Source organism: Streptomyces sp. NPDC058045, assembly GCF_042885635.1.
In the GTDB taxonomy this organism is placed as follows: Bacteria; Actinomycetota; Actinomycetes; order Streptomycetales; family Streptomycetaceae; genus Streptomyces.
Genome location: NZ_JBHVRR010000013.1, coordinates 25,419 through 46,871 on the forward strand (window position 1 = coordinate 25,419; position 21,453 = coordinate 46,871).

18 protein-coding genes are annotated in these 21,453 nt (G+C 74.8%); 9 read left to right on the plus strand and 9 right to left on the minus strand.

Annotation, left to right across the window (positions count from 1 at the left end; genetic code table 11):
- Positions 1 to 229: 229 nt before the first annotated feature.
- The gene (locus tag ACFVST_RS11035) at positions 230 to 1,606 is read right to left on the minus strand and encodes an FAD-dependent oxidoreductase (RefSeq protein WP_390149093.1); all 1,377 of its coding nucleotides are present in this window, start codon (positions 1,604 to 1,606) and stop codon (positions 230 to 232) included.
- 62 nt (positions 1,607 to 1,668) lie between these two features.
- Positions 1,669 to 2,820: a DUF4349 domain-containing protein gene (locus ACFVST_RS11040; RefSeq protein ID WP_390149095.1), complete on the minus strand. Its 1,152-nt coding sequence runs from the start codon at positions 2,818 to 2,820 to the stop codon at positions 1,669 to 1,671.
- Between the two features lie 437 nt (positions 2,821 to 3,257).
- On the opposite strand from ACFVST_RS11040, the gene hemG reads away from it, so the two are divergent.
- Positions 3,258 to 4,748 carry a protoporphyrinogen oxidase gene (gene hemG / locus ACFVST_RS11045; protein WP_390149096.1) on the plus strand — a complete coding sequence of 497 codons (1,491 nt, stop codon included), beginning with the start codon at positions 3,258 to 3,260 and terminating at the stop codon, positions 4,746 to 4,748.
- Between the two features lie 4 nt (positions 4,749 to 4,752).
- On the plus strand, positions 4,753 to 5,469 hold the full coding sequence (hemQ, locus tag ACFVST_RS11050) for a hydrogen peroxide-dependent heme synthase (RefSeq protein WP_390149098.1): 717 nt from the start codon (positions 4,753 to 4,755) through the stop codon (positions 5,467 to 5,469).
- A 31-nt stretch (positions 5,470 to 5,500) separates the two neighbouring features.
- Here hemQ and ACFVST_RS11055 read toward each other — a convergent pair whose 3' ends face one another.
- The 6 genes from ACFVST_RS11055 to zapE form a co-directional block, all read right to left on the minus strand.
- Positions 5,501 to 7,111 (minus strand): alpha/beta hydrolase, encoded by a 1,611-nt coding sequence (locus tag ACFVST_RS11055; protein WP_390149099.1) that lies wholly within the window; start codon positions 7,109 to 7,111, stop codon positions 5,501 to 5,503.
- A gap of 172 nt (positions 7,112 to 7,283) precedes the next feature.
- Positions 7,284 to 8,063, minus strand: coding sequence for a TIGR04222 domain-containing membrane protein (locus tag ACFVST_RS11060; protein WP_390149101.1), 780 nt, complete (start codon positions 8,061 to 8,063; stop codon positions 7,284 to 7,286).
- 92 nt (positions 8,064 to 8,155) lie between these two features.
- Positions 8,156 to 9,385 (minus strand): DUF692 domain-containing protein, encoded by a 1,230-nt coding sequence (locus ACFVST_RS11065; RefSeq protein WP_390149264.1) that lies wholly within the window; start codon positions 9,383 to 9,385, stop codon positions 8,156 to 8,158.
- A gap of 370 nt (positions 9,386 to 9,755) precedes the next feature.
- A complete protein-coding gene (locus ACFVST_RS11070) occupies positions 9,756 to 10,529 on the minus strand; it encodes a peptidyl-tRNA hydrolase (protein ID WP_390149103.1) in 774 nt (257 codons plus the stop codon).
- A gap of 44 nt (positions 10,530 to 10,573) precedes the next feature.
- A complete protein-coding gene (locus tag ACFVST_RS11075) occupies positions 10,574 to 10,726 on the minus strand; it encodes a hypothetical protein (protein WP_390149105.1) in 153 nt (50 codons plus the stop codon).
- The gene (gene zapE, locus ACFVST_RS11080) at positions 10,719 to 11,819 is read right to left on the minus strand and encodes a cell division protein ZapE (RefSeq protein WP_390149107.1); all 1,101 of its coding nucleotides are present in this window, start codon (positions 11,817 to 11,819) and stop codon (positions 10,719 to 10,721) included. Before zapE ends, ACFVST_RS11075 begins: the two co-directional genes overlap by 8 nt.
- 37 nt (positions 11,820 to 11,856) lie before the next feature.
- Here zapE and ACFVST_RS11085 point away from each other — a divergent pair, with 37 nt between their 5' ends.
- The 7 genes from ACFVST_RS11085 to ACFVST_RS11115 all read left to right on the plus strand — a co-directional run bounded on the left by ACFVST_RS11085 (position 11,857) and on the right by ACFVST_RS11115 (position 19,587).
- Positions 11,857 to 12,678, plus strand: coding sequence for a pyrimidine reductase family protein (locus ACFVST_RS11085; RefSeq protein WP_390149109.1), 822 nt, complete (start codon positions 11,857 to 11,859; stop codon positions 12,676 to 12,678).
- Positions 12,679 to 12,996: 318 nt separating this feature from the next.
- Positions 12,997 to 13,470, plus strand: coding sequence for an indole-3-glycerol phosphate synthase (locus ACFVST_RS11090; protein WP_390149111.1), 474 nt, complete (start codon positions 12,997 to 12,999; stop codon positions 13,468 to 13,470).
- Between the two features lie 107 nt (positions 13,471 to 13,577).
- Entirely contained in the window at positions 13,578 to 14,969 is a 1,392-nt protein-coding gene (gene murC / locus ACFVST_RS11095; protein ID WP_390149113.1) for a UDP-N-acetylmuramate--L-alanine ligase, read from the plus strand.
- A gap of 28 nt (positions 14,970 to 14,997) precedes the next feature.
- On the plus strand, positions 14,998 to 15,405 hold the full coding sequence (msrB, locus tag ACFVST_RS11100; protein WP_390149115.1) for a peptide-methionine (R)-S-oxide reductase MsrB: 408 nt from the start codon (positions 14,998 to 15,000) through the stop codon (positions 15,403 to 15,405).
- Between the two features lie 156 nt (positions 15,406 to 15,561).
- Entirely contained in the window at positions 15,562 to 17,733 is a 2,172-nt protein-coding gene (cyc2, locus tag ACFVST_RS11105) for a germacradienol/geosmin synthase Cyc2 (protein ID WP_390149117.1), read from the plus strand.
- 168 nt (positions 17,734 to 17,901) lie between these two features.
- A complete protein-coding gene (locus ACFVST_RS11110) occupies positions 17,902 to 18,537 on the plus strand; it encodes a PDZ domain-containing protein (protein WP_390149119.1) in 636 nt (211 codons plus the stop codon).
- A 108-nt stretch (positions 18,538 to 18,645) separates the two neighbouring features.
- Positions 18,646 to 19,587 carry an aminoglycoside phosphotransferase family protein gene (locus tag ACFVST_RS11115; protein WP_390149121.1) on the plus strand — a complete coding sequence of 314 codons (942 nt, stop codon included), beginning with the start codon at positions 18,646 to 18,648 and terminating at the stop codon, positions 19,585 to 19,587.
- Between the two features lie 28 nt (positions 19,588 to 19,615).
- On the opposite strand, the gene treZ is transcribed toward ACFVST_RS11115, so the two are convergent.
- Positions 19,616 to 21,364 carry a malto-oligosyltrehalose trehalohydrolase gene (gene treZ, locus ACFVST_RS11120; RefSeq protein WP_390149123.1) on the minus strand — a complete coding sequence of 583 codons (1,749 nt, stop codon included), beginning with the start codon at positions 21,362 to 21,364 and terminating at the stop codon, positions 19,616 to 19,618.
- Positions 21,365 to 21,453 lie beyond the last annotated feature (89 nt).

Consider the following 21,453-nt stretch of genomic DNA (forward strand, 5'->3'; position numbering starts at 1 on the left):
CTCGACGTCGACCGTGTCATGCACCGCGTCATGCGCCGCGTCATGGTCCTCGGCGACCGGCGAAGGGCCCGAACGGCTTTGTGTCGGAGGGGGTTTCGGGCGACGAGATGCAGTCCTGGTAACGCCCGCCGCCTCGTTGCCGGGGCCACCCGACCCGCCTCATCCGGTGGTCCCGGCGCCGGGGCGCGTGGGGCAGGGGCGCGCGGGGCGGGGGCGCCACCGACCGGCGTCAGGTGGTGAGGGCTCGGGTGGCTCGGCGGGCGGCCACCAGGATCGGGTCCCACACCGGGGAGAACGGTGGCGCGTAGCCCAGGTCCAGCGCGGTCATCTGCTCCACCGTCATCTGCGCGGTCAGCGCCACCGCCGCCACGTCCACCCGTTTCGCGGCGCCCTCCCGGCCCACGATCTGCACCCCGAGCAGCCGGCCGGTGCGTTCCTCCGCCAGCATCTTCACCGTCATCGGCGCCGCCCCCGGGTAGTAGCCGGCGCGGCTGGTGGACTCCACGGTGACCGTCCGGAACCGCAGGCCCGCGGCACGGGCGTCGCGCTCCCGCAGCCCGGTCCTGGCGATCTCCAGATCGCACACCTTGCTGACGGCGGTGCCCACCACCCCGGGGAAGGTGGCATAGCCGCCGCCCACATTGGTGCCGATGATCTGGCCGTGCTTGTTGGCGTGGGTACCGAGGGCGATATGCCGCTCCCGGCCGGACACCAGGTCGAGCACCTCCACGCAGTCACCGCCGGCCCAGATGTCGCCGTGGCCCCGTACCCGCATCGCCAAGTCGGTGCACAGGCCGCCGTGTTGACCCAAAGGCAGCCCGGCGGCCTCGGCGAGCCCGGTCTCGGGGCGTACCCCGATACCCAGCACCACCACATCCGCCGGATATTCGGCGTCGTCCGTGGCCACCGCCCGTACCCGGCCGTCCTCCGTGGTGAGGATCTTGGTGACGGTGGCCTCGTTCGCCACCCGGACCCCGAGGCCGGTCAGCGTCCGGTGCACCAGTTCGCCCATGTCGGGGTCGAGGGTCGACATGGGCTGCCGGCCACGGTTGACGACCGTGACCCGGTAGCCGCGGTTCAGCAGCGCTTCGGCCATCTCGACGCCGATATAGCCGGCGCCGACCACCACCGCCTCCCGGCCCACGGTGCCCTGGAGGGTGTCGAGCAGCGCCTGCCCGTCGTCCAGGGTCTGCACGCCGTGCACCCCGGCCGCGTCGATACCGGGCAGCGCCGGCCGCACCGGGCGGGCCCCGGTGGCGATCACCAACTTGTCGTAGGGCACCCACTCCTCGGTACCGTCCACCGGCCCGCGGGCACGGACCCGGCCGCGATCCACATCGATCTCGGTGACCTCGGTCCGCATCCGCAGGTCGATCCCACGGGCCCGGTGCTCCTCGGGGGTGCGCGCGATGAGCGCGTCCCGCTGCTCGACCTGGCCGCCCACCCAGTACGGGATGCCACATGCGGAGAAGGAGGTGAAGTGGCCCCGTTCGAAGGCGATGATCTCCAGCTTGTCCGCGTCCTTCAGCCTGCGGGCCTGCGATGCGGCGGACATGCCCGCCGCATCGCCACCGATGACCACCAGCCGCTGCCGTGAGGAATTCATGCGCCCACGCTACGGCGGGTAGCGGCCCCGCGTACCCGGCGAGCCCCGGCCTCCTCGACTGCTCAGTCTGCGTCGTCCTTCCTGTCGTCGGCCGTGTCCGTGGCGGATTCTTCTGGGGGCGGCGGTTGGGGCGAGGTGTGGGCTGAGGCTCGGGCGGAAGGCTTTGGCGGGGCTCCGACTCCCGCGGCGTTCGCCGGGTCGGGGCCGGGCCGGGGGGCCTGGCGGGGGAGCGGGTGGCCGAGGTGAGCGGGGGCGGCGGGGCGGCGCCGGGCGAGCCGTGGCCGTATCAGCCGCCACCACAGCAGGACGAGCAGGGCGAGCGGCACCAGGAACGGCAGTACCGCGCCCAGGACCAGGGCGAGCCAGCGGAGGACTGCCAGCAGGGCGTGCCAGCCGCCGGACAGCGCGTCCAGGAAGCCGGGGTCGTCCTTCGCCGCGGTCTTGGTGTGGGCGGTGGGGCGCTCCGAGAGAGTCAGGGTGATGGTGGCGAGGCTGGTGCGGTCCTTCAGCGAGGCCTGCTGGGCGAGGAGTGACTCAAGAGCGGCCTCGCGGCTGCTCAACTCGCCCTCCAGGGACACCACATCGCTCAGCTCGGAGGCCTCGTCCATCAGCTTCCGCACCCGCGCCACGCTGGCCCGGGCCGAGCGGACCCGGCTGTCCACGTCGACCACCTGATCGGTGACGTCCTGCGCCTTCACCGAGCGGGATATCAGCTTGCCGCCGCCGGAGAGGGTGTCCAGCACCTGCTGGTAGTGCTCCTGCGGCACCCGCAGCACCAGCCGGGAACGCTCCCCGCCGCCCGCCGCGTAGGTCTGCTCGTCGGAGACCAGACCGCCCGCGTCGGTCACCGCGGTCCGGGCCGCGTCCAGCGCCTTGGCCACGTCCTTGACCCGCACCGACAGCTCCGCGGTGCGCACGATGTGCAGGCCGGCCGGAGTGGAGCCCTTGCTGGGCCCGGCCTTGTCCGCGCCCTTGCCCTTCCCCTTGGCGTCACCCGGTGCGGAGCTCGCGGCCGCGCCGCCGCCCGCGCCGGTGGCCTGGTCCCCGGCCGTCGCCGCCGGGCCGCGGGCGGGCGCCTGAGCGCGGTCCCCGCTGCCCGTACCGCTGCACCCGGCCAGTGTCACCACCACCGCGCACACCACGGCGGCCCATGCCCCCGCCCTCGGGGGGCGCGCCCCCGATGTCCCGTCACGCAACCCGTACCTCCGGCTCATGCCGTACCCCCACGCCTTCCGTACTCGAACTCGAACCCGGCCGCCGGAACCTCCGGCCGCCCCTGCCCGCGCGCACCCGTCCCTCGGGCACCGCGGCAACCCCCACGGCGCTGACGCCTCCCCTCTTTCCGTCCTGCGATCCGACCTGCTCCGCCGCCCCGAATCTCGGGGTGTTGCTCTTCAGACACCGCAACTCGGCGAACGTCACGCGACTTTGGAGAATTTTTCTGACCCGGCTTCAGATCGGCTTCCGGTCGGCTTCAGTTCGTCCGCGAGCCGGGTGCGCGGCCGTCTCCCGCTTCGACGCAGCGCGTGCCCGCCGGGACGTTGCCAGCCGGTCCCGATGCGGTCACGGTCAGGACTCGCCGCCCCCGAGGCCGCCGGGGAGGCCGCCGAGACCCGGTCCGGGGGCCCGGCGGACATGGGACAGTGGACACATGAGCGAGGGTGAGATGGGCAGGGGCCGCGGACACGTCGTCGTCATCGGGGGCGGCATCACCGGACTGGCCGCCGCACACCGCCTGCTCCGCCGCGGGAACCGCGTCACCGTCCTGGAGTCCGGGCCGCGTCTCGGCGGCAAGCTGCTCACCGGCGAGGTCGCCGGAGCGCGGGTCGATCTGGGCGCCGAGTCCATGCTGGCCCGCCGTCCCGAGGCGGTCGCCCTGGCCCGTGAGGCCGGCCTCACCGCGCTGCTCCAGCCGCCCGCCACCGCCAGCGCCGCACTGTGGACCCGCGGCGCACTGCGGCCCATGCCCAAGGGCCATGTGATGGGCGTGCCCGGGGACGCCGCCGCGCTCACCGGTGTCCTCTCCGCGGAGGGCCTGCGCCGGATCGAGGACGACCGGACGCTGTCGCCCACCGAGGTCGGCGAGGACGTGGCGATCGGCGCCTATGTGGCGGAGCGCCTCGGCCGCGAGGTCGTCGACCGGATCGTCGAACCCCTCCTCGGCGGGGTCTACGCGGGCAACGCCTACCAGATCTCGATGCGCTCCGCCGTACCCCAGCTCTTCGAGGCGGCCCGCCGCCACCCCTCGCTCACCGAGGGCGTCCGCGAGATCCAGCGGGCGGCGGCCGCCCGGCAGCAGACCGGGTCCGTGTTCATGGGCATCGCGGGCGGCATCGGGCGGCTGCCGGGCGCGGTCGCCGACACGGTGCGCGGCCTCGGCGGCACCGTACTCACCGGCACGCCCGTCACCGCACTGCGGCGGCTCCCCGGTGGGACCGGGCCGGAGGGCGAGCCGGGGGCGCGCTGGCAGATCACCGTGGACGGCCGCCACCTCGACGCGGACGCCGTGGTGCTCGCCGTGCCCGCGCCCGCCGCGGCCGCCCTGCTGGACGCCGAATCACCCGCCGCCGCAGGCGAGTTGCGCACCGTCGAGTACGCCTCCATGGCGCTGATCACCCTCGCCTACCGCCGCGACGAGGCCCGACTGCCCGACGGCAGCGGCTTCCTGGTGCCGCCGGTCGAGGGCCGCACCATCAAGGCCGCGACCTTCGCCAGCCGCAAGTGGGGCTGGATCAGCGACGAGAACCCGGACCTGCTGCTGCTGCGGACCTCGGTCGGACGCTACGGCGAGGAGGAGATCCTCCAGCACACCGACGAGGAGCTGACCGAGGTGTCCCGGCACGATCTGCGGGAGGCCACCGGGCTCGGCGCGCGCCCGGTGGACAGCCGGGTCACCCGCTGGCACCAGGGCCTGCCGCAGTACCCCGTCGGGCACACCGCGCGGGTCGCCAGGGTCCGCGAACACCTGGCGAAGCTCCCCGGGCTCGTGGTGTGCGGCGCCGCCTACGACGGTGTCGGCATCCCCGCCTGTATCGCGGGCGGCCAGGCCGCCGCCGACCAGTTGACCGGCGACGACCGGCGCACTGTGGACGACGTCACGGCGAACCCGGTGCCGAGGCAGCACAGCGGCGCGGGACAATAGCGCCATGAGTGCTGCCCCTGAGCGAATCCCCAACGCCGGCAAGAAGGCCAAGGACCTCAACGAGGTCATCCGGTACACCCTCTGGTCCGTCTTCAAGCTGCGCGACCTGCTGCCCGAGGACCGGACCGGCTACGCGGACGAGGTGCAGGAGCTGTTCGACCAGCTCGCCAAGGACGACGTCACCGTCCGCGGCACCTACGACCTGTCCGGGCTGCGCGCCGACGCGGACCTGATGATCTGGTGGCACGCCGAGACCGCGGACCAGTTGCAGGAGGCGTACAACCGCTTCCGCCGCACCCGCCTCGGCCGTGCCATGGAGCCCGTCTGGTCGAACATGGCGCTGCACCGGCCCGCCGAGTTCAACCGCGCGCACATCCCGGCGTTCCTCGCCGACGAGACGCCCCGCGACTACATCAGCGTCTACCCCTTCGTGCGCTCCTACGACTGGTATCTGCTGCCCGACGAGGAGCGGCGGACCATGCTCGCCGACCACGGCAAGATGGCCCGCGGCTACCCGGACGTGCGGGCCAACACCGTCGCCTCCTTCTCGCTGGGCGACTACGAGTGGATCCTCGCCTTCGAGGCGGACGAGCTGCACCGCATCGTCGACCTGATGCGCCACCTGCGCGGCTCCGAGGCACGGCGCCACGTCCGCGAGGAGGTGCCGTTCTTCACCGGCCGCCGCAAGAGCGTCGGCGACCTGGTGGACGGCCTGGCCTGACCGGGCTCGCCGTCCGTCCCGGCCCGCGGTCTCAGCGGGCGGGGCGGATGGGGCGGGGCGCCGGGTGCGGTGCGCACTCCACGTCCCGCCGCGGCACCGCACCCGTCAGCAGATAGGCGCGCAGCCGGGCGTCGACGCAGTCGCCGGGACCGCCCGCCAGACCGTGCATCCCCGCCCCGCGCTCCGTCACCAGCACCGCCCCTGGCAGCCGCCGCCGCACCTCCACCGCCCCCGGGTACGGGGCGGCCGCGTCCCGCCGGGCCGCCAGCACCAGGGCCGGCGGCAGCGCCCCCGGCACCGCGCCCACCGCCACCGGCCGCTCGGCCCGCGCCCCCGGCCAGAACGCGCACGGCAGCCGCGACGCCACCTCGGGCCAGGTCTGGAACGGTGCCCTCCGCGCCAGTCGGTCGGCGTCCCGCAGCCAGCGCCCCGAATCCCCGGGCCAGCGGCCGTCGTTGCAGGCGACCGCGGTGCCCGCGGCCTCGGCGTGCTCCTGCTCGGCCGCCGCGCCCGCCATCGGCCCCGCCTGCCGCGCCAGCAGGCCGCGGTCCCCGTGCAGAAACGCGGACAGCGCCAGCGCCCGCACCGGCCAGTAGTCGTCGTAGTACGCCGCGGTGAGGAACGCCCGGTGCAGCTCGGCCGGTCCCACCACACCGCCCGCCGGTCGCCGCGCCACCGCCGCCCGCACCCGCTCATAGCTGCGCCGCACCGCCTCCGCCGTGGCGCCCAGCCGGTACACCTCGTCACGGGCGGCGACCCAGGTACGGAAGTCGGCCCAGCGGGTCTCGAACGCGGGCGGGCGGCTCAGCAGCGAGCGGTAGCCGAGGCGGTGCGGGGACGGGTCGGGCGGGGAGTCGAGCACCAGGCGGCGCACCCGCTGCGGGAAGAGGGTGCCGTACACCGAGCCGAGGTAGGCGCCGTAGCCGACGCCCAGCAGGTTCAGCCGCTGCTCGCCGAGCGCGGCCCGCAGCACTTCCAGGTCGCGGGCGTTGTTGCGGGTGGTGTAGCCGGCCAGGCCGGGGGTGCGCCGGGCGCAGCCGTGTGCGTAGGCCGCGGCCCGTGTCACCAGGCGCCGCCGCTCGGCCGCCGAGGGATGCCGGGGATCCGCGCCCGACACCCGTCCGGGACGCTCCGGATCCCGGCAGGACACCGGAGCGGAACGCCCCACTCCACGCGCCTCGTAGCCCACCAGGTCGTACGCCTCCGCCATCGGGCGCCATACGGCGAGGTCCACGACCAGCGGGAAGTACAGGCCGGTCGAACCTGCGCCGTCGGGCCCGCCCGGCGCCAGCACCAGCGCCCCCTGCCGCCGCACCTTCCGCCCGCCGGTCGCGGCGAGACGGCTCAGGGTGAGGCGGACGCGGGGGCCGTCGGGGCGGGTGTAGTCACGGGGGACGACGACGGTGCCGCAGCGGACGGGCGCGTCCAGATGGTCGGCCTCGGCACACGGCCCGAACCGCACCCCGGCCGCTGCCGCCCGCCGCGCCGCCAGCTCCACCCCGACGGCCTCGGGCACCGCACCTCCGCCTGCCCCGCCGCTCGCCGCCCCCGCCGGTACCGCGGTGCCCAGCAGCAGGGTGAGCGCGGCGCCCACCGCCCGCCCGCGGAGACGTCCGGCGGGTGTGGTCCGGTCAACTGCCATGGTGTGCGGGTCCCTTCGTACCCGGCGCCCACGGCCGCACCCGGCGCCATACGGAGGCGGGGTGGGCCGCGGCGCCGCGCGAGCAGATCCTCGGATGATCCGCACCGGATCCGCGCCGGTAAAGCACCGCGGCGGCGCATGTCGGGCGCCCGCCGTCCCCAAACGACACGGCCTAGCTGTCGCGGTGGGCGAGGGCGGCGCGCAGCGAGGGATCGGGTATGGCGCGGACACCGCGCAGGGCCACCGCCGTCAGCCAGGGGGAGCGGCCCTCCGGCGGTGGTCCGGCGGCCAGCAGGCGGCGCCCGGCGGGTGAGGCCCAGCGGGTGCCGGGGCGGGCCTCCACCCGGGCGATCAGCAGGCAGCTCAGCGTCAGGACCAGGGGCAGCGCGAACCAGACGGCGAGCAGCCCGTACCCGCCGGGCACCATCGGACCGGTCTGCGGCAGGGACAGCGCGAGGGCCGCGAAGCCGACCACCGCCAGCGATGCCGCCCGTACCTGCGCGGCCGCCCCCGCGAACGTGGTGCGCGCCCCGGGCGGGGTGGCGAGACCGGCCGCGGCGAGCCGGTCCGCGAGCGCCCGCACCGTGTCCGCACCGGCGGTCGCCGAGCGGACCGGCGCGATCCGGGACTGCCCGCCGGGACCGATCGCGCTCAGCACGGACCGCTCCCACTCGTCCCGCCCGCAGGGGTCCACGACGGTGGCCCACCCGGTGTGCGCCAGCAGCAGCCGCCGCTCCTGCGCCATCGACACCAGGGCCACCTCGGCCACCCGCCGCGGGCCGCCGGACAGGAACGCCGTCTCGTACACGGTGAGCGCACCGCGTCCCGGCTCGGGGCGGGGCGCAGCGGGCGTACGGTCCTCGTCGGCGGCGCGGGACGCGGCGAGGCAGAGCCGCGCACAGCTCAACCCGGCCGCCGCACAGGCCCCGAGGAGCAGAATCACCGAGATCACGCCTCGGTTCTATGCGATCCGCACACCGGAACGCCACGCCTTTCTCACATCGTGGCCAGAACCGCATCCCCCGGCGGCGTGCCGGGCGTAGGTCAGACGAGGTGGAGGGCGGCGCGCGCGGTGCGGGCCAGGCGGGCGGCGCCATGGGTGGCGGGCGGAACCGGACCTGAACGTTCCAGCCACCAGTGGGCCAGCCGCCGCCGCACCGCCCGGTTCCGGATCGCCGGGGACCGTGCCGCGTACCGGGCGAAGTCCAGGGCGTCCCGCCGGTAGCCGGAGGTCAGCGGGTGCTTTCCGGCGTAGCCGAGGAAGGCGGGGCGGAAGAACGGGCCGAGGATCTCCGGGAGTTCGGGGGCGAGGCGGGCCACCACATCGGCGCGCTTGCGGGCCAGTGCGCGGCTCTGCTCGGCGAGCCGCGTCCGGTCGAAGCCCTCGGGCGCGGGGGTGCCCGCGACCAGGGCCGAGAGCAGCGCGGTCTGCGCCACCGCGAGCCGCGTCCTGGCCTCCGCCGGAACCTCGGGCTCCACGGGCCGCGCGGGTGCGCCGGGGTGTGCTGCGGCGGCGGTGCGGATGGTGGCCCTGATGGTGTCCAACTCGGCGGCCAGCTCGGCCGGTTCGGGGAAGTTCTCGTCCCGTTCCAGCAGCACTCCGGGGGGTGTGGTGCGGGCGGCCAGGTCGGCCAGGATGCCCAGCACCGGCGGCGGCACGGGGTGCGCGTGGCTGTCGTGCCAGACGCCGTCCCGCTCGTAGCCGCCCGCGACATGCACGTAGGCGACGGCCTCCAGGGGGAGTTCGGCGAGGGCCAGGGAGGGGGCCTCGCCGCGGTTGACGTGGTTGGTGTGCAGGTTCGCCACGTCGATCAGCAGCCGTACCCCGGTGCGGTCGACCAGGTCGTAGAGGAACTCGCCCTCGGTCATCTCCTCGCCGGGCCAGGCGAAGAGGGCCGCGATGTTCTCCACCGCGAGCGGTACCGGCAGGGCGCGCTGGGCGGCGCGGACATTGGCGCACAGCACGTCCAGCGCGTCCCGGGTGCGCGGCACGGGCAGCAGATGCCCGGCCTCCAGCGCGGGGCTCGCGGTGAGCGGCCCCCCGGCCCGTACGAAGGCGATGTGCTCGGTGACCAGCGGCGAACCCAGCGCCTCGGCGCGGGCCGCCAGCGCCTCAAGCCGGGCCGGGTCCGGCGGCTCGGCACCCCCGAGCCCCAGCCCGACCCCGTGCGGGACGACGGTGACGCCGCGGGCCCGCAGCCGTCGCAGGGACTCCGGGAGGTGGCCGGGGCAGATGTTCTCCGCGACGACCTCCACCCAGTCGACGCCCGGCATCCGTTCCACGGCCTCGGCGATCTCCGGCCGCCAGCCGATACCGGTGCCCAGCGCGGTGTGCGCGGGCCGCGGCGCGGATGCCCGGTCGCTCGCGGACGCCCGTCCCGGTACGGGCTCCCGGCCCGTGGTCCGCCGCTCCGCCGTGGCCGTCCGCCCCGCTCGCCCCGCCCGCCCTGTCAGTGCCGTCATGCCGTCACCCCGTCCCTCCGTGGGAGACCTCCCCCGTCTCGGTCCGGCCCCGCGCGGTGCACAGGGGTCGGGCCGGTTTCCTGTCCGTACCCTCGCCGCACACGGCGGCGGGCAACCGGGAGGGGCCGGTTTTCAGAGCTACATCTGAGGTTCGGCGGCGCTTTTCGTCGGATCGGTGGTCTCAGCGGGCGCCGTGGGCGCGGGAGTTGAGGGCGGGGTGGTCGGCGGCGACCGTACAGGAACCGGGGGCGATCTCGGTGAAACCGGCGTCGCGGACCACCGGCAGCCCGCCCGCGGTCAGCCGGGGCCAGTGCTCGGCGTCCGCGGTCCGCACGGCGAGCGGGAAACCCGCCTCCCGCCAGGCCTCACGCTCCGCCCCGGACAGCTCCCACCAGGCGAGCTGGGCCCCGTGCCCGGCCTGCGCCATCGCCTTCCCGGCCGACATGTCGATCCGTGGATTCAGCCACAGCACAGGTACGCCGGGGCCCGCGGCGGGCGGTTCGGCCGGGTCGTCGAGTTCGGTGCCGGAGACCTGGAGCCGGGCCAGGTCCTTGGGCCAGCCGTCCAGCGGGACCGGCGGGAAGACCCGGACCTCGGCCGTGCCACCGGACACGGTGATCCCGTCCAGTGCCTCGGCCCGCCGCCACTCCGCACCGCGCGCCCGCCGCACCACCTTCCGGATCCGGGCGTCCTGCCAGTCCCGCACGGCCCGCGCCCAGGGCCCGTCGCCGTGCGCCCGCGGATCGGACAGCAGCACCAGCACCGCACGCGCGGCGGCCTCCAACGCATCGGTACGCGACGGCGGTTCGGCCCGCTCCAGCCTGACCACCAGCGGCAGTACGAACTGCGGCGCCGCGTCCCGCCCGCTCCGCTCGAACCGGAAGGGGCTGTCCGGCGCGCCGCGCCGCGGAGTCTGCGCCTGCCGGTCGGGGGCGGGGTTCTGCGCGTCGGTCACCCGTCCAGTCTGCCAGGGCGGCCGTTCGGGCGGGGGTGAGTTGGTCACCCGGTGCAGGCGGTGCGGGCCGCTTCCTGCCATGTGCAGCGGGGGCACAGGGTGATGCCGCGGTGGGACTCCGGGTACTCGGTCGGCTCCCGGCAGAGCACGCACTCGGCGAACGGCGGCCCGTCCGGGGCGGGCTGGTCCTCAGCCATGCCGGGCCAGCGGCTTGGCGTCGCGGGCGAGGGCGGTCAGTCGGGAGATGGCCCGGAAGTACTTCTTCCGGTAGCCGCCGGCGAGCATCTCCTCGCTGAACAGCCGGTCGAAGGGCACCCCGGAGGCCAGGACGGGTACCTCGCGGTCGTAGAGCCGGTCCGCGAGGACCACCAGGCGCAGCGCCGTCGACTGGTCCGGCACCGGTGCGACCCCGGTCAGGCACACCGCGGTGACCGAGTCGGTCAGCGCCCCGTACCGGCTGGGGTGGACGGTGGAGAGGTGCTCCAGCAGATGCGGGAAGTCGTCGAGGCAGGCCCCGGGCACGGCGTACGCGGCCTGGGTGACCTGTTCGTCGGAGTAGGGGGCGGGCGCCTCGGGCAGGCCGCGGTGCCGGTAGTCCTCGCCGTCGATGCGGACCGCGCGGAAGTGCGCGGAGAGGCCCTGGATCTCGCGCAGGAAGTCCACCGCGGCGAACCGGCCCTCGCCGAGCTTGCCGGGCAGCGTGTTGGAGGTCGCGGCGAGCGCCACCCCGGCCTCCACCAGCTTGCCGAGGAGGGTGGAGACCAGCACCGTGTCGCCCGGGTCGTCCAGCTCGAACTCGTCGATGCAGAGCAGCCGGTGGGTGCTGAGGGTGCGTACGGTCTGCTGGAAGCCGAGGGCGCCGACGAGGTTGGTCAGCTCCACGAAGGTGCCGAAGGCCTTCTGCTCGGGTGCGGCGGGTGCCGCGTGCCAGAGGGAGGCCAGCAGATGGGTCTTGCCGACGCCGTACCCGCCGTCGAGGTAGACGCCGCGGGGGCCGGCGGGGGCGGGGGTGCGGGTCCGGGCGCCGAACCAGCGGCGGCGGCCCGAGCCGGAGGCGTGCGCCCCGCCGAGGCCGCGGGCGAAACCCTCCAGGACCTCCACCGCCTCGGTCTGGCTGGGCTGCGCCGGGTCCGGCAGATAGGTGCCGAAGCGGACCGAGTCGAAGCGGGGCGGCGGCACCATCTCGGCGACCAGCCGCTCGGCCGGTACCTGCGGATGGCGGGCGCAGAGCGACCGCGGACCGGTCTCGCCCGCCGGGCGGACGGCGGCGTCAGGGGTGGAGGAGGACACGATTAACCACTTTAAGGGCCGTGGGAGACTGCATCACATGCGACGACTGTTCCCTGTGACCGATCAGACAGCGGCCGCCCCGCCCGGCGGCCCGCGGCGCGGATCGGACCAAGGGGACGGCGGGGAGTGGCCGCTGCCGGAGCTGGCCGAGGCTTACGCCTACCCGCAGGAGACCGGTCCCGCGGCGAGCTGGCTGCGGGCCAACATGGTGTCCACCCTGGACGGCGCGGGCCAGCACGACGGCCACTCGGCCCCCCTCTCCGGCACCGCCGATATGCGGATCTTCGGGGTGCTGCGGGCCCTGGCGGACGTGATCGTGGTGGGCGCGCAGACGGTGCGGCAGGAGGAGTACCGCCCGGCCCGCGCCCGGGAGGCCTTCGCCGGGCGGCGGGCGGCGGCCGGGCAGGGGCCCGCCCCGGCGATCGCCGTCGTCAGCGCCTCGCTCGATCTGGACTTCTCGCTGCCGCTGTTCTCCCGGCCGCTGGTGCCGACGCTGGTGGTGACCGGTGCCAGGGCGCCCGAGGACCGGGTGTCGGCGGCGCGGGCCGCGGGGGTGGAGGTGGTGGCGGCGGGCGAGGGCGCCGGTGCGGACCCGGCCCGGGTGGTGGGCGCGCTGGCCCAACGGGGCCTGACGCGGCTGCTGTTGGAGGGCGGGCCGCGGCTGCTGGGCGAGTTCGTCGCGGTCGACGCGGTGGACGAGCTGTGCCTCACGGTGTCGCCGATGCTGGCGGCGGGGCAGGCGCAGCGGATCGCGGGCGGGCCTGCGGTGGCGGTCCCGTCCCGGCTGGAGCTGGTGTCGGTCCTGGAGGAGGACGGCTTCCTCTTCACCCGCTACCGGCGACCGCGCCACGGGACCTGAGCGCGCGCCGGCTCCGGCCTCCCGGCCCCCGGCGCGCACCCCCTGCCGCACCCCCGTTCCGGCCCCGCCGCACGGTGCCGCGCACCGCCCGCCGGCCGCCGTCCCGGGGTCTTCGCCACTTCTCGCCACCCCTCGCCACCTCGGCGTATTCCCGCTTCCGGCGTACCGTTCCGCACCACAGTTCGAGTGCCCAATAACCGGAATACGTCGTTCCGGTTAGCTGAGTCCGGGCACACTGAGTCTCGCTGCTTCCGGTGTGAGGGGAGCAGGATGGTTTCAGCAGGGGCCGTACCGGCCCGTGGAGGAAAGGGCTCCGACGTGTTCACAAGCGTACTGATGATCGAGAAGGCTCTGACGTCCGCAGACGTGGAGTTCGTGACCACCCTGCACGGGGAGGAGGAGGTCACCTTCCAGGTGCTGCTCCAGCCACGGGGCGACCAGGCGGACCGGCTCCTGAGAGCCATCGACGACGTGGCGATGGGCGAGCTGGACGAGGCCGCCAGGGAACGCGAGACCCCGGAGGGCGACGCGGCCACCGAACCCGCGACCCGCGCCCTCCAGGTCTCCCTCAGCGCCCTGCACCAGGCGGGCTGCCAGGCCGAGGGGCGCCTGGCCGAGACGCATCCGCTGGACGCGCTCAAGGACATCGTGGAGGAGGCCGGCGCGGACGAGGTGATCGTGCTGACCGATCCGCACTACGTGGAGGAGTTCTTCCACCGGGACTGGGCCTCCCGCGCCCGCCACAAGGTCGGGGTGCCGGTACTGAAACTCTTCTCCCACAGCAAGGCATAGGCTGGGCCCGCTCCGCCCCGGCCGCCGCAGCGCGCCGGGGCGGACGGCAGCCGCAGCACACCAGCGCCCCGGCCGGACCGGCGGCGCCAGCACCAGGGGAGACACCTATGGCACCCGGCCTTCCTGCCGCCATGGACCGACCGCACTTCATCGGCATCGGCGGCGCCGGAATGTCGGGCATCGCCAAGATCCTCGCCCAGCGCGGTGCCGCCGTCGCCGGCAGCGACGCCCGCGAGTCCGCCGCCGTCGAGGCGCTGCGCGCCCAGGGCGCCACCGTGCACCTCGGCCACGCCGCGGACCACCTCGCCGAGGACGCCAGTTGTGTGGTCGTCTCCTCCGCGATCCGCGCGGACAATCCGGAACTGGCCCGCGCCGCCGCCCTCGGCATCCCCGTGGTGCACCGCTCCGACGCGCTCGCCGCGCTCATGGACGGCCTGCGCCCGCTCGCCGTCGCCGGCACCCACGGCAAGACCACCACCACCTCGATGCTGGCCGTCGCCCTCACCACCCTCGGCCTCGACCCGTCGTACGCCATCGGCGGCGACCTGGACGGGCCCGGCTCCAACGCCCACCACGGCACCGGCGAGATCTTCGTCGCCGAGGCCGACGAGAGCGACCGCAGCTTCCACAAGTACGCGCCCGAGGTCGCCGTCATCCTCAACGTGGAGCTCGACCACCACGCCAACTACGCCTCCATCGAGGAGATCCACGACTCCTTCGAGACGTTCACCGGGCGCATCATCGACGGCGGCACCCTGGTCGTCTCCGCCGACCACCCCGGCGCCCGCGACCTCACCCGCCGCCTCACCGGCGAACATGTCCGGGTGGTGACCTACGGCGAGTCCGCCGACGCCGATGTGCGGATCCGCTCGGTGGTGCCGCAGGGCCTGCGCAGCGAGGTCACCGTCCTCCTCGACGGCACCGAGCACACCTTCACCGTCTCGGTGCCCGGCCGGCACTACGCGCACAACGCGGTCGCCGCCCTCGCCTCCGGCACCGCGCTAGGGGTGCCCGCCGCCGACCTCGCCACCGCCCTCGGCTCGTACACCGGAGTCCAGCGGCGGCTCCAGCTCAAGGGCGAGCAGGGCGGTGTGCAGGTCATCGACTCCTACGCGCACCACCCCAGCGAGATGACCGCCGACCTGGACGCCATCCGCGGCGCCGCCGCCGGCTCCCGGCTCCTCGCCGTCTTCCAGCCGCACCTCTTCTCCCGCACCCGGGAGCTGGGCGCCGAGATGGGCGCCGCGCTCGCCCTCGCCGACGCCTCCCTCGTGCTGGACGTCTATCCGGCGCGCGAGGACCCGATCCCCGGTGTCACCAGCGACCTGGTCGTCGACGCGGCCCGTGCCGCGGGCGCCGATGTGCAGGCCGTGCACGACCGAGGGGCCGTCGCCGAGCTGGTCGCGGGAATGGCGAAGCCCGGCGATCTCGTTCTCACCATGGGAGCGGGCGACGTCACCGACCTCGGCCCGCGGATCCTGGACCGCCTGGCCCAGTAGTCGAAGCACCGGAGAGGTACGGATCACCATGACGTACGACGTGCAGAAGCCCGACGAGGAATGGCGGGCCGAGCTGAGCCCGGCGGAGTACACCGTGCTGCGCCAGGCCGGCACCGAGCCCGCGTTCACCGGCGAGTACACCGACACCAGGACGCGCGGCATCTACTCCTGCCGCGCCTGCGGAGCCGAACTCTTCACCTCCGAGACCAAGTTCGCCTCCCACTGCGGCTGGCCGTCCTTCTTCGACCCGAAGGACACCGGCGCCGTGGAGCTGCTCCAGGACCGCTCGCACGGCATGGTCCGCACCGAGGTCCGCTGCGCCCGCTGCGGCTCCCACCTCGGCCATGTCTTCGAGGGCGAGGGCTACCCCACCCCCACCGACCAGCGCTACTGCATCAACTCCCTCTCCCTCCGCCTGGAGCCTGCCCAGGACTGAACGGCATTCTCTGCCGGCCCGGCCGCCGGTACACCCCGGCTGAACCCGAACCCGCCCCCTTCCCCAACTCGCCCCCGTTCATGCCTGGTTCACGCGATCAGGGGATCAACAGGCCGGTGCCGGATGAGGGTTGGGGGGCACGGGTAGGGCCGGGCCATGAATCAGCCGTTCCAACTACCGCAGTTCTACCTGCCGCACCCCGCCCGACTGAACCCGCACCTGGAAGAGGCCCGTGCGCACACCCGTGACTGGGCCCGCACCATGGGGATGCTCGAAGGGTCCGGGATCTGGGAGCCGGCCGACCTGGAGGCGCACGACTACGCACTGCTCTGCGCGTACACCCACCCCGACTGCGACGGGACCGCGCTGTCCCTGATCACCGACTGGTATGTGTGGGTCTTCTTCTTCGACGACCACTTCCTGGAGACCTTCAAGCGCAGCCAGGACCGGGCCGGCGGCCGGGACTACCTGGACCGGTTGCCGCTGTTCATGCCGCAGGACCCGGCCGCCGGGATGCCGGAGCCCACCAATCCGGTCGAGGCCGGGCTGGCCGACCTGTGGACGCGGACCGTGCCCGCGATGTCCGCCGACTGGCGCCGCCGCTTCGCCGAGAGCACCGAACACCTCCTCAACGAGTCCATGTGGGAGCTGTCCAACATCAACGAGGGCCGGGTGGCCAACCCGGTCGAGTACATCGAGATGCGCCGCAAGGTGGGCGGCGCCCCCTGGTCGGCGGGCCTGGTCGAGTACGCCACCGCCGAGGTGCCCGCCGAGGTCGCGTCGGAGCGGGCGCTGCGGGTCCTGATGGAGACCTTCTCGGACGCGGTCCATCTGCGCAACGACCTCTTCTCCTACCAGCGCGAGGTGGAGGACGAGGGTGAACTCAGCAACGGCGTACTGGTGTTGGAGACCTTCTTCGACTGCGGCACCCAGGAGGCCGCGGACCTCGTCAACGACGTACTGACCTCGCGGTTGCAGCAGTTCGAGCACACCGCGCTCACCGAGGTCCCCGCGCTCGCCGCCGTCAAGGGCCTCAGCCCGGACCAGGTCGCCGCCGTCGCCGCGTACACCCAGGGCCTCCAGGACTGGCAGTCCGGCGGCCATGAGTGGCATCTGCGCTCCAGCCGCTATATGAACGAGGGCGCGCTCACCTCCTCCCCGCTCGGCGGCCCCACCGGCCTCGGCACCGCGAGCACCGATGTACGGGCACTGCTCGCGGCGGCCGGAGCGGACCGGATGCGGCGCCACACCCATGTACCGTTCCAGCGCGTCGCACCCACCCAACTGCCCGACTTCGCCATGCCGTTCACCGTCACCCTCAGCCCGCATCTGGAGGGCGCCCGGCACCGGCTGACCCGGTGGTCGCACCGCAACGGCATCCTCTCCGAGGGCATCTGGGACGAACGCAAGCTGGACGCCTTCGACCTGCCGCTGTGCGCCGCCGGTATCCACCCCGACGCCACCGAGGAGGGACTCGACCTCAGCAGTGCCTGGCTCGCCTGGGGCACCTACGGCGACGACTACTACCCGGTGGTCTTCGGCGCCCGCCGGGACCTGGCCGGGGCCGCGGTGTGCACCGAGCGGCTCTCCGCGTGTATGCCGGTCGACGGGGGCGAGGTGCCGCCGCCGGCCAACGCGCTGGAACGCGGCCTGGCCGACCTGTGGCGGCGCACCACCGCCGACATGACACCGGAGGAACGGGGCCCGCTGCGCGCCTCGGTCGAGGTGATGACCGAGAGCTGGCTGTGGGAGCTGGCCAACCAGGCGCAGCACCGCGTCCCGGACCCGGTGGACTACCTGGAGATGCGCCGCGCCACCTTCGGCTCCGATCTGACGATGAGCCTGTGCCGCCTCGGCCACGGCCCCGCCGTCCCGCCCGAGGTCTACCGCAGCGGCCCGGTACGCGCCCTGGAGAACTCCGCGGTCGACTACGCCTGCCTGCTCAACGACATCTTCTCGTACCAGAAGGAGATCGAGTACGAGGGCGAGATCCACAACGCGGTGCTGGTGGTGCAGAACTTCTTCGGCTGCGACCGGGAGCGGGCGCAGCGGGTCGTCGCCGATCTGATGGTGCAGCGGATGCAGCAGTTCCAGCATGTCGCCGCGCATGAACTCCCGGTGCTGTACGAGGACTTCAAGCTCTCGGCGGAGGCACGTGAGGTGCTCGACGGCTATGTGCGGGAGCTGGAGAACTGGCTCGCGGGCATCCTCAAGTGGCACCGCGAGTGCCGCCGCTACCGGGAGGCCGACCTGGCGCGGAACCTGGTCCCGCCCGCGGTCCACGCGGCGCCCCTGCTGCCGGGAGCCCTCCTGGCCGTGCAGGGCTGAGCGGGGAGGCGGTCGACGAGACCCCGCAGACGGGGGAACTGCGGGGTCTCACGCGGGTCAACGGACGGGCGGCGAGCCGAGTTCCCGGGCCTTCCCCCGCCGTCCGGTCCCGCCCCGGCCGGTCCCCGGTGGTTTCTCGTACGGACGGACTCTCTGTGGAGGCGAGTCATGGAACAGAGCGCACTGCGGCCGAGGCCCCTGCCCGGCCGTCGCCGCGCCACCGCGCCCCGCCCCGGCGGGGGACGGGAGCAGAGCGCTCCCCGGGTCCGCGTCCGTCGGCGCCGCCGGCTGCTCACCCTGCTGCTCGGTACGGTGTGCGGCGCCGCCCTGCTGCTGTCGGGCGTCGGCCTCGGCACGGTGGGCGCCACGGTGATCGGCCTCGGCAAGCTCGCCGACCAGCACCACGCGACCACCCCCGCGCACCCCACCACCCCCTCCGCCGCACCCCGTACGCACCGTGCGGTCGGCGCCCACCCCATGAGCGCCTCCGGTACTCCGGGGGCCGGTGCCGCGCCCGCGTCGGACCCCGGCGCCGGGCGGGCCACGCTGGCCGTGGAAGCGGTGGACGCGCCGGGCGGGGCGGGCGCGCTGCTGGTCGGGGTGCATCTGCCGGGCCCCGGAGCCACCGCGGGCCTGGTACGCGGCGATGTGCTCACCGCCGTCGACGGGGCACCCGTGGCCACCGCCGCCGACCTGGTCACCGCGGTGTCCGAGGCCCGGCCCGGACACCGGATCACCGTCACCGTGCACCGCACCGACGGCGCCCGCGCCCGGCTCTCGGCCGTACCGGGCGCCGTCACCTGAGCCGGGGCCCGGTACGGGGGAATCGCGGTGTCCCGCTCGCGTGGGGGTGCGTGCGGGGGCAGGATGCTGCCCGTGACCGCGGGAGCGACGGGCAGGAGCGACACAGGGATGCAGCAGCCGCCGACGGCCGAGCAGGCACGTGATCTGGTACGCGCGGCGCTGGGTGACGGGGGCCTTGAGGTGCGGCCGGTCGAACAGGACCCGGCCGCGGCCGACCTGGGCACCGCCGACCCGGCGCGGCTGTCCTGGTGGGCGGGGAGCGGGCATGTGCTGCGGCTCGCCCTGGACCGGCCCGCGACCGGGCGGCTCGCCCGTGAGCTGCGGCTGCGTGATCTGGTGCGGTCCCGGGTGGGGGTGCGGCTCCCGCTGAGCGCCGCCGCCGGGGAGTGGGCGCCGGGCCTCGGCTACAGCGTGGACACCCGGCTGCCCGGCGCCTCCGCGGACCAGCGCCCGGTGTCGGCGGCCGGTGAGTCGGACCTCGCGGAGCTGCTGGCGGGGTTGCGTACGGTGCCGGTGGCGCGGGCCGCGGCCCTCGGTCTCGCCGCGAGCAGGCCCCGGGCGCTGGAGTCGCTGCGCGCCCGCGCCGCCGAGGCCACCCACAGCCTGGCCGGCTCCGACGAACAGGACGTGCCGCTACGGGAGTTGACACCGGGCGCGGTACGGCAGCTCACACCGCCGCCGGAGGGCTGTGTGGTGCACGGCCGGTTCACCGGTGACCATCTGGCGGTCGGCGGCGACGGCCGGGTCCGCGGGGTGCTCGGCTGGGCCGGTGCCTCGGTGGGCGACCCGGCGGAGGACATCGCGGGCCTCGCGGTCTGTGTGGGCGCCCCGGCCGCGGTACGGGCCGCGACCCTCGCCGGGTACGACGCGCGGACCTGCCTGCGCGGGCTGTGGCTGGCCCGCTGCGACGCCCTGGTGCGGCTCGCGGACCGCCTCCGGGGCCAAGGCACGGCGCCACTGGGGCAGTTGAGGGCCTGGCAGCGGCGCGCCTGGGAGCCCATCCTGCTGGAGCGCCTCTCCGAACTCCCCACCCGCCGCCCCGCACCCTGACAACCTTCAGGCGCGAGCGGGGTCCCGGTCAGCCCTGGAGGAGTACCGCGCAGGACTCGGCCGGCAGGTGCAGTACGCCCTCCTCGTCGGGGTGGCCGGTGGCCGGGTCCCAGGTGGCGAGCGGGCGGGCGGGGTGCGGGCCGAGGGGGATCGCGGCCGGTGCCGGGCCCAGGTTGACCGCGATCCGCAGATCACCGCGGCGCATCAGCAGGGCCCGGTCCGCCTCGTCGTAGGCGACGCTGACCGCCGTCAGATCCGGGTCGGTGAGATCGGGGCGGGCGTGCCGCAGGGCGATCAACTCGTGGTACCAGGCGAGGAGTCGGGCGTGCGGTTCGCGGCCGGGCTGCTCCCAGTCGAGGCAGGAGCGGTCCCGGGTGGCCGGGTCCTGCGGGTCGGGCACCTCCTCCTCCGCCCAGCCGTGCGCGGCGAACTCCCGCCGCCGGCCCCGGCGTACCGCCTGCGCCAGCTCCGGGTCGGTGTGGTCGGTGAAGTACTGCCACGGGGTGTCGGCGCCCCACTCCTCGCCCATGAAGAGCATGGGGGTCGCCGGCCCGGTCAGGACGAGGGTGGCGGCGCAGGCCAGCAGGCCGGGGGAGAGGTGGGCGGCGAGGCGGTCGCCGAGGGCGCGGTTGCCGATCTGGTCGTGGGTCTGGGCGTAGCCGAGGAGCCGGTGGGCGGCGGTGCGGGTGCGGTCCAGGGGGCGGCCGTGGTGGCGGCCGCGGAAGCCGGACCAGGTGCCGTCGTGGAAGAAGCCACCGGTGAGGGTCTTCGCCAGGGCGGCGATCGGGGCGCGGGCGAAGTCGCCGTAGTAGCCCTGGTGTTCACCGGTGAGCGCGCAGTGCAGGGCGTGATGGAAGTCGTCGTTCCACTGGGCGTGCAGCCCGAGGCCGCCGGAGGGGCGCGGGGTGATGGTGCGGGGGTCGTTGCGGTCGGACTCGGCGATGAGGAACAGCGGCCGGTCCACCTCGGCGGCGAGTGCGTCCACCGCGGTGGAGAGTTCCTCCAGGAAGTGCAGGGCACGGGTGTCGTGCAGGGCGTGCACCGCGTCCAGACGCAGCCCGTCCAGCCGGTAGTCCCGCAGCCAGGCCAGCGCACTGCCGATGAAGTACGCGCGGACCTCGTCCGAACCGGGCCCGTCCAGATTGACCGCCGCGCCCCACGGAGTGTGCTGCGCGTCGGTGAAGTACGGCCCGAAGGACGGGAGTTGGTTGCCGGACGGCCCCAGGTGGTTGTGCACCACGTCCAGGACGACGCCCAGGCCGTGCTGATGCGCCCGGTCGGTGAAGCGGCGCAGCGCCTCCGGGCCGCCGTACGGTTCGTGCACCGCCCAGGGCGCCACCCCGTCGTAGCCCCAGCCGTGGCGGCCGGGGAAGGGGCAGAGCGGCATCAGCTCCACATGGGTGATGCCGAGCCCGGCGAGGTGGCCGAGGCGGCGGGCGGCCGCGTCGAGGGTGCCCTCCCGGGTGAAGGTGCCGACGTGGAGCTCGTACAGGACGGCGCCGGGCAGGCCGCGGCCCGGCCAGTCGGCCCGCCAGGGGTGGGCGTCGGGGTCGACCACCGCACTGAGGCCGCCCGGACCGTCCGGTTGGCGGCGGGAGCGCGGATCGGGCAGCGGTGGGCCGCCGTCCAGCCGGAAGCCGTAGCGGGTGCCGTCGGGCGCGTCGGCGGTGGCGGTCCACCAGCCGTCGCGGTCCGGGTCGCGGGCCATGCTCCGGTCCCCGTCCGCCGTGGTCAGCGCCACCTGGGTCGCGTTCGGCGCCCACACCTCGAACTCCACCTGCCGTCCCTCTCCTCGGGTGCCACCGTGCCGTCGTCGTACCTGCCGCGCCGTCCCGTGTGCCGTGCCTGCCGGGCGCGGGCCCGCGC

Bases quoted from the DNA above. Each gene is read 5' to 3' on its own strand.
- hemG (WP_390149096.1), top strand. From the start codon at position 3,258: ATGAGCGAGGGTGAGATGGGCAGGGGCCGCGGACACGTCGTCGTCATC.
- ACFVST_RS11040 (WP_390149095.1), bottom strand. From the start codon at position 2,820: ATGAGCCGGAGGTACGGGTTGCGTGACGGGACATCGGGGGCGCGCCCC.
- ACFVST_RS11115 (WP_390149121.1), top strand. From the start codon at position 18,646: ATGCAGCAGCCGCCGACGGCCGAGCAGGCACGTGATCTGGTACGCGCG.
- msrB (WP_390149115.1), top strand. From the start codon at position 14,998: ATGACGTACGACGTGCAGAAGCCCGACGAGGAATGGCGGGCCGAGCTG.
- hemQ (WP_390149098.1), top strand. From the start codon at position 4,753: ATGAGTGCTGCCCCTGAGCGAATCCCCAACGCCGGCAAGAAGGCCAAG.
- cyc2 (WP_390149117.1), top strand. From the start codon at position 15,562: ATGAATCAGCCGTTCCAACTACCGCAGTTCTACCTGCCGCACCCCGCC.
- murC (WP_390149113.1), top strand. From the start codon at position 13,578: ATGGCACCCGGCCTTCCTGCCGCCATGGACCGACCGCACTTCATCGGC.
- ACFVST_RS11065 (WP_390149264.1), bottom strand. From the start codon at position 9,385: ATGCCGGGCGTCGACTGGGTGGAGGTCGTCGCGGAGAACATCTGCCCC.
- ACFVST_RS11035 (WP_390149093.1), bottom strand. From the start codon at position 1,606: ATGAATTCCTCACGGCAGCGGCTGGTGGTCATCGGTGGCGATGCGGCG.
- ACFVST_RS11110 (WP_390149119.1), top strand. From the start codon at position 17,902: ATGGAACAGAGCGCACTGCGGCCGAGGCCCCTGCCCGGCCGTCGCCGC.
- ACFVST_RS11085 (WP_390149109.1), top strand. From the start codon at position 11,857: ATGCGACGACTGTTCCCTGTGACCGATCAGACAGCGGCCGCCCCGCCC.
- ACFVST_RS11075 (WP_390149105.1), bottom strand. From the start codon at position 10,726: ATGGCTGAGGACCAGCCCGCCCCGGACGGGCCGCCGTTCGCCGAGTGC.
- ACFVST_RS11055 (WP_390149099.1), bottom strand. From the start codon at position 7,111: ATGGCAGTTGACCGGACCACACCCGCCGGACGTCTCCGCGGGCGGGCG.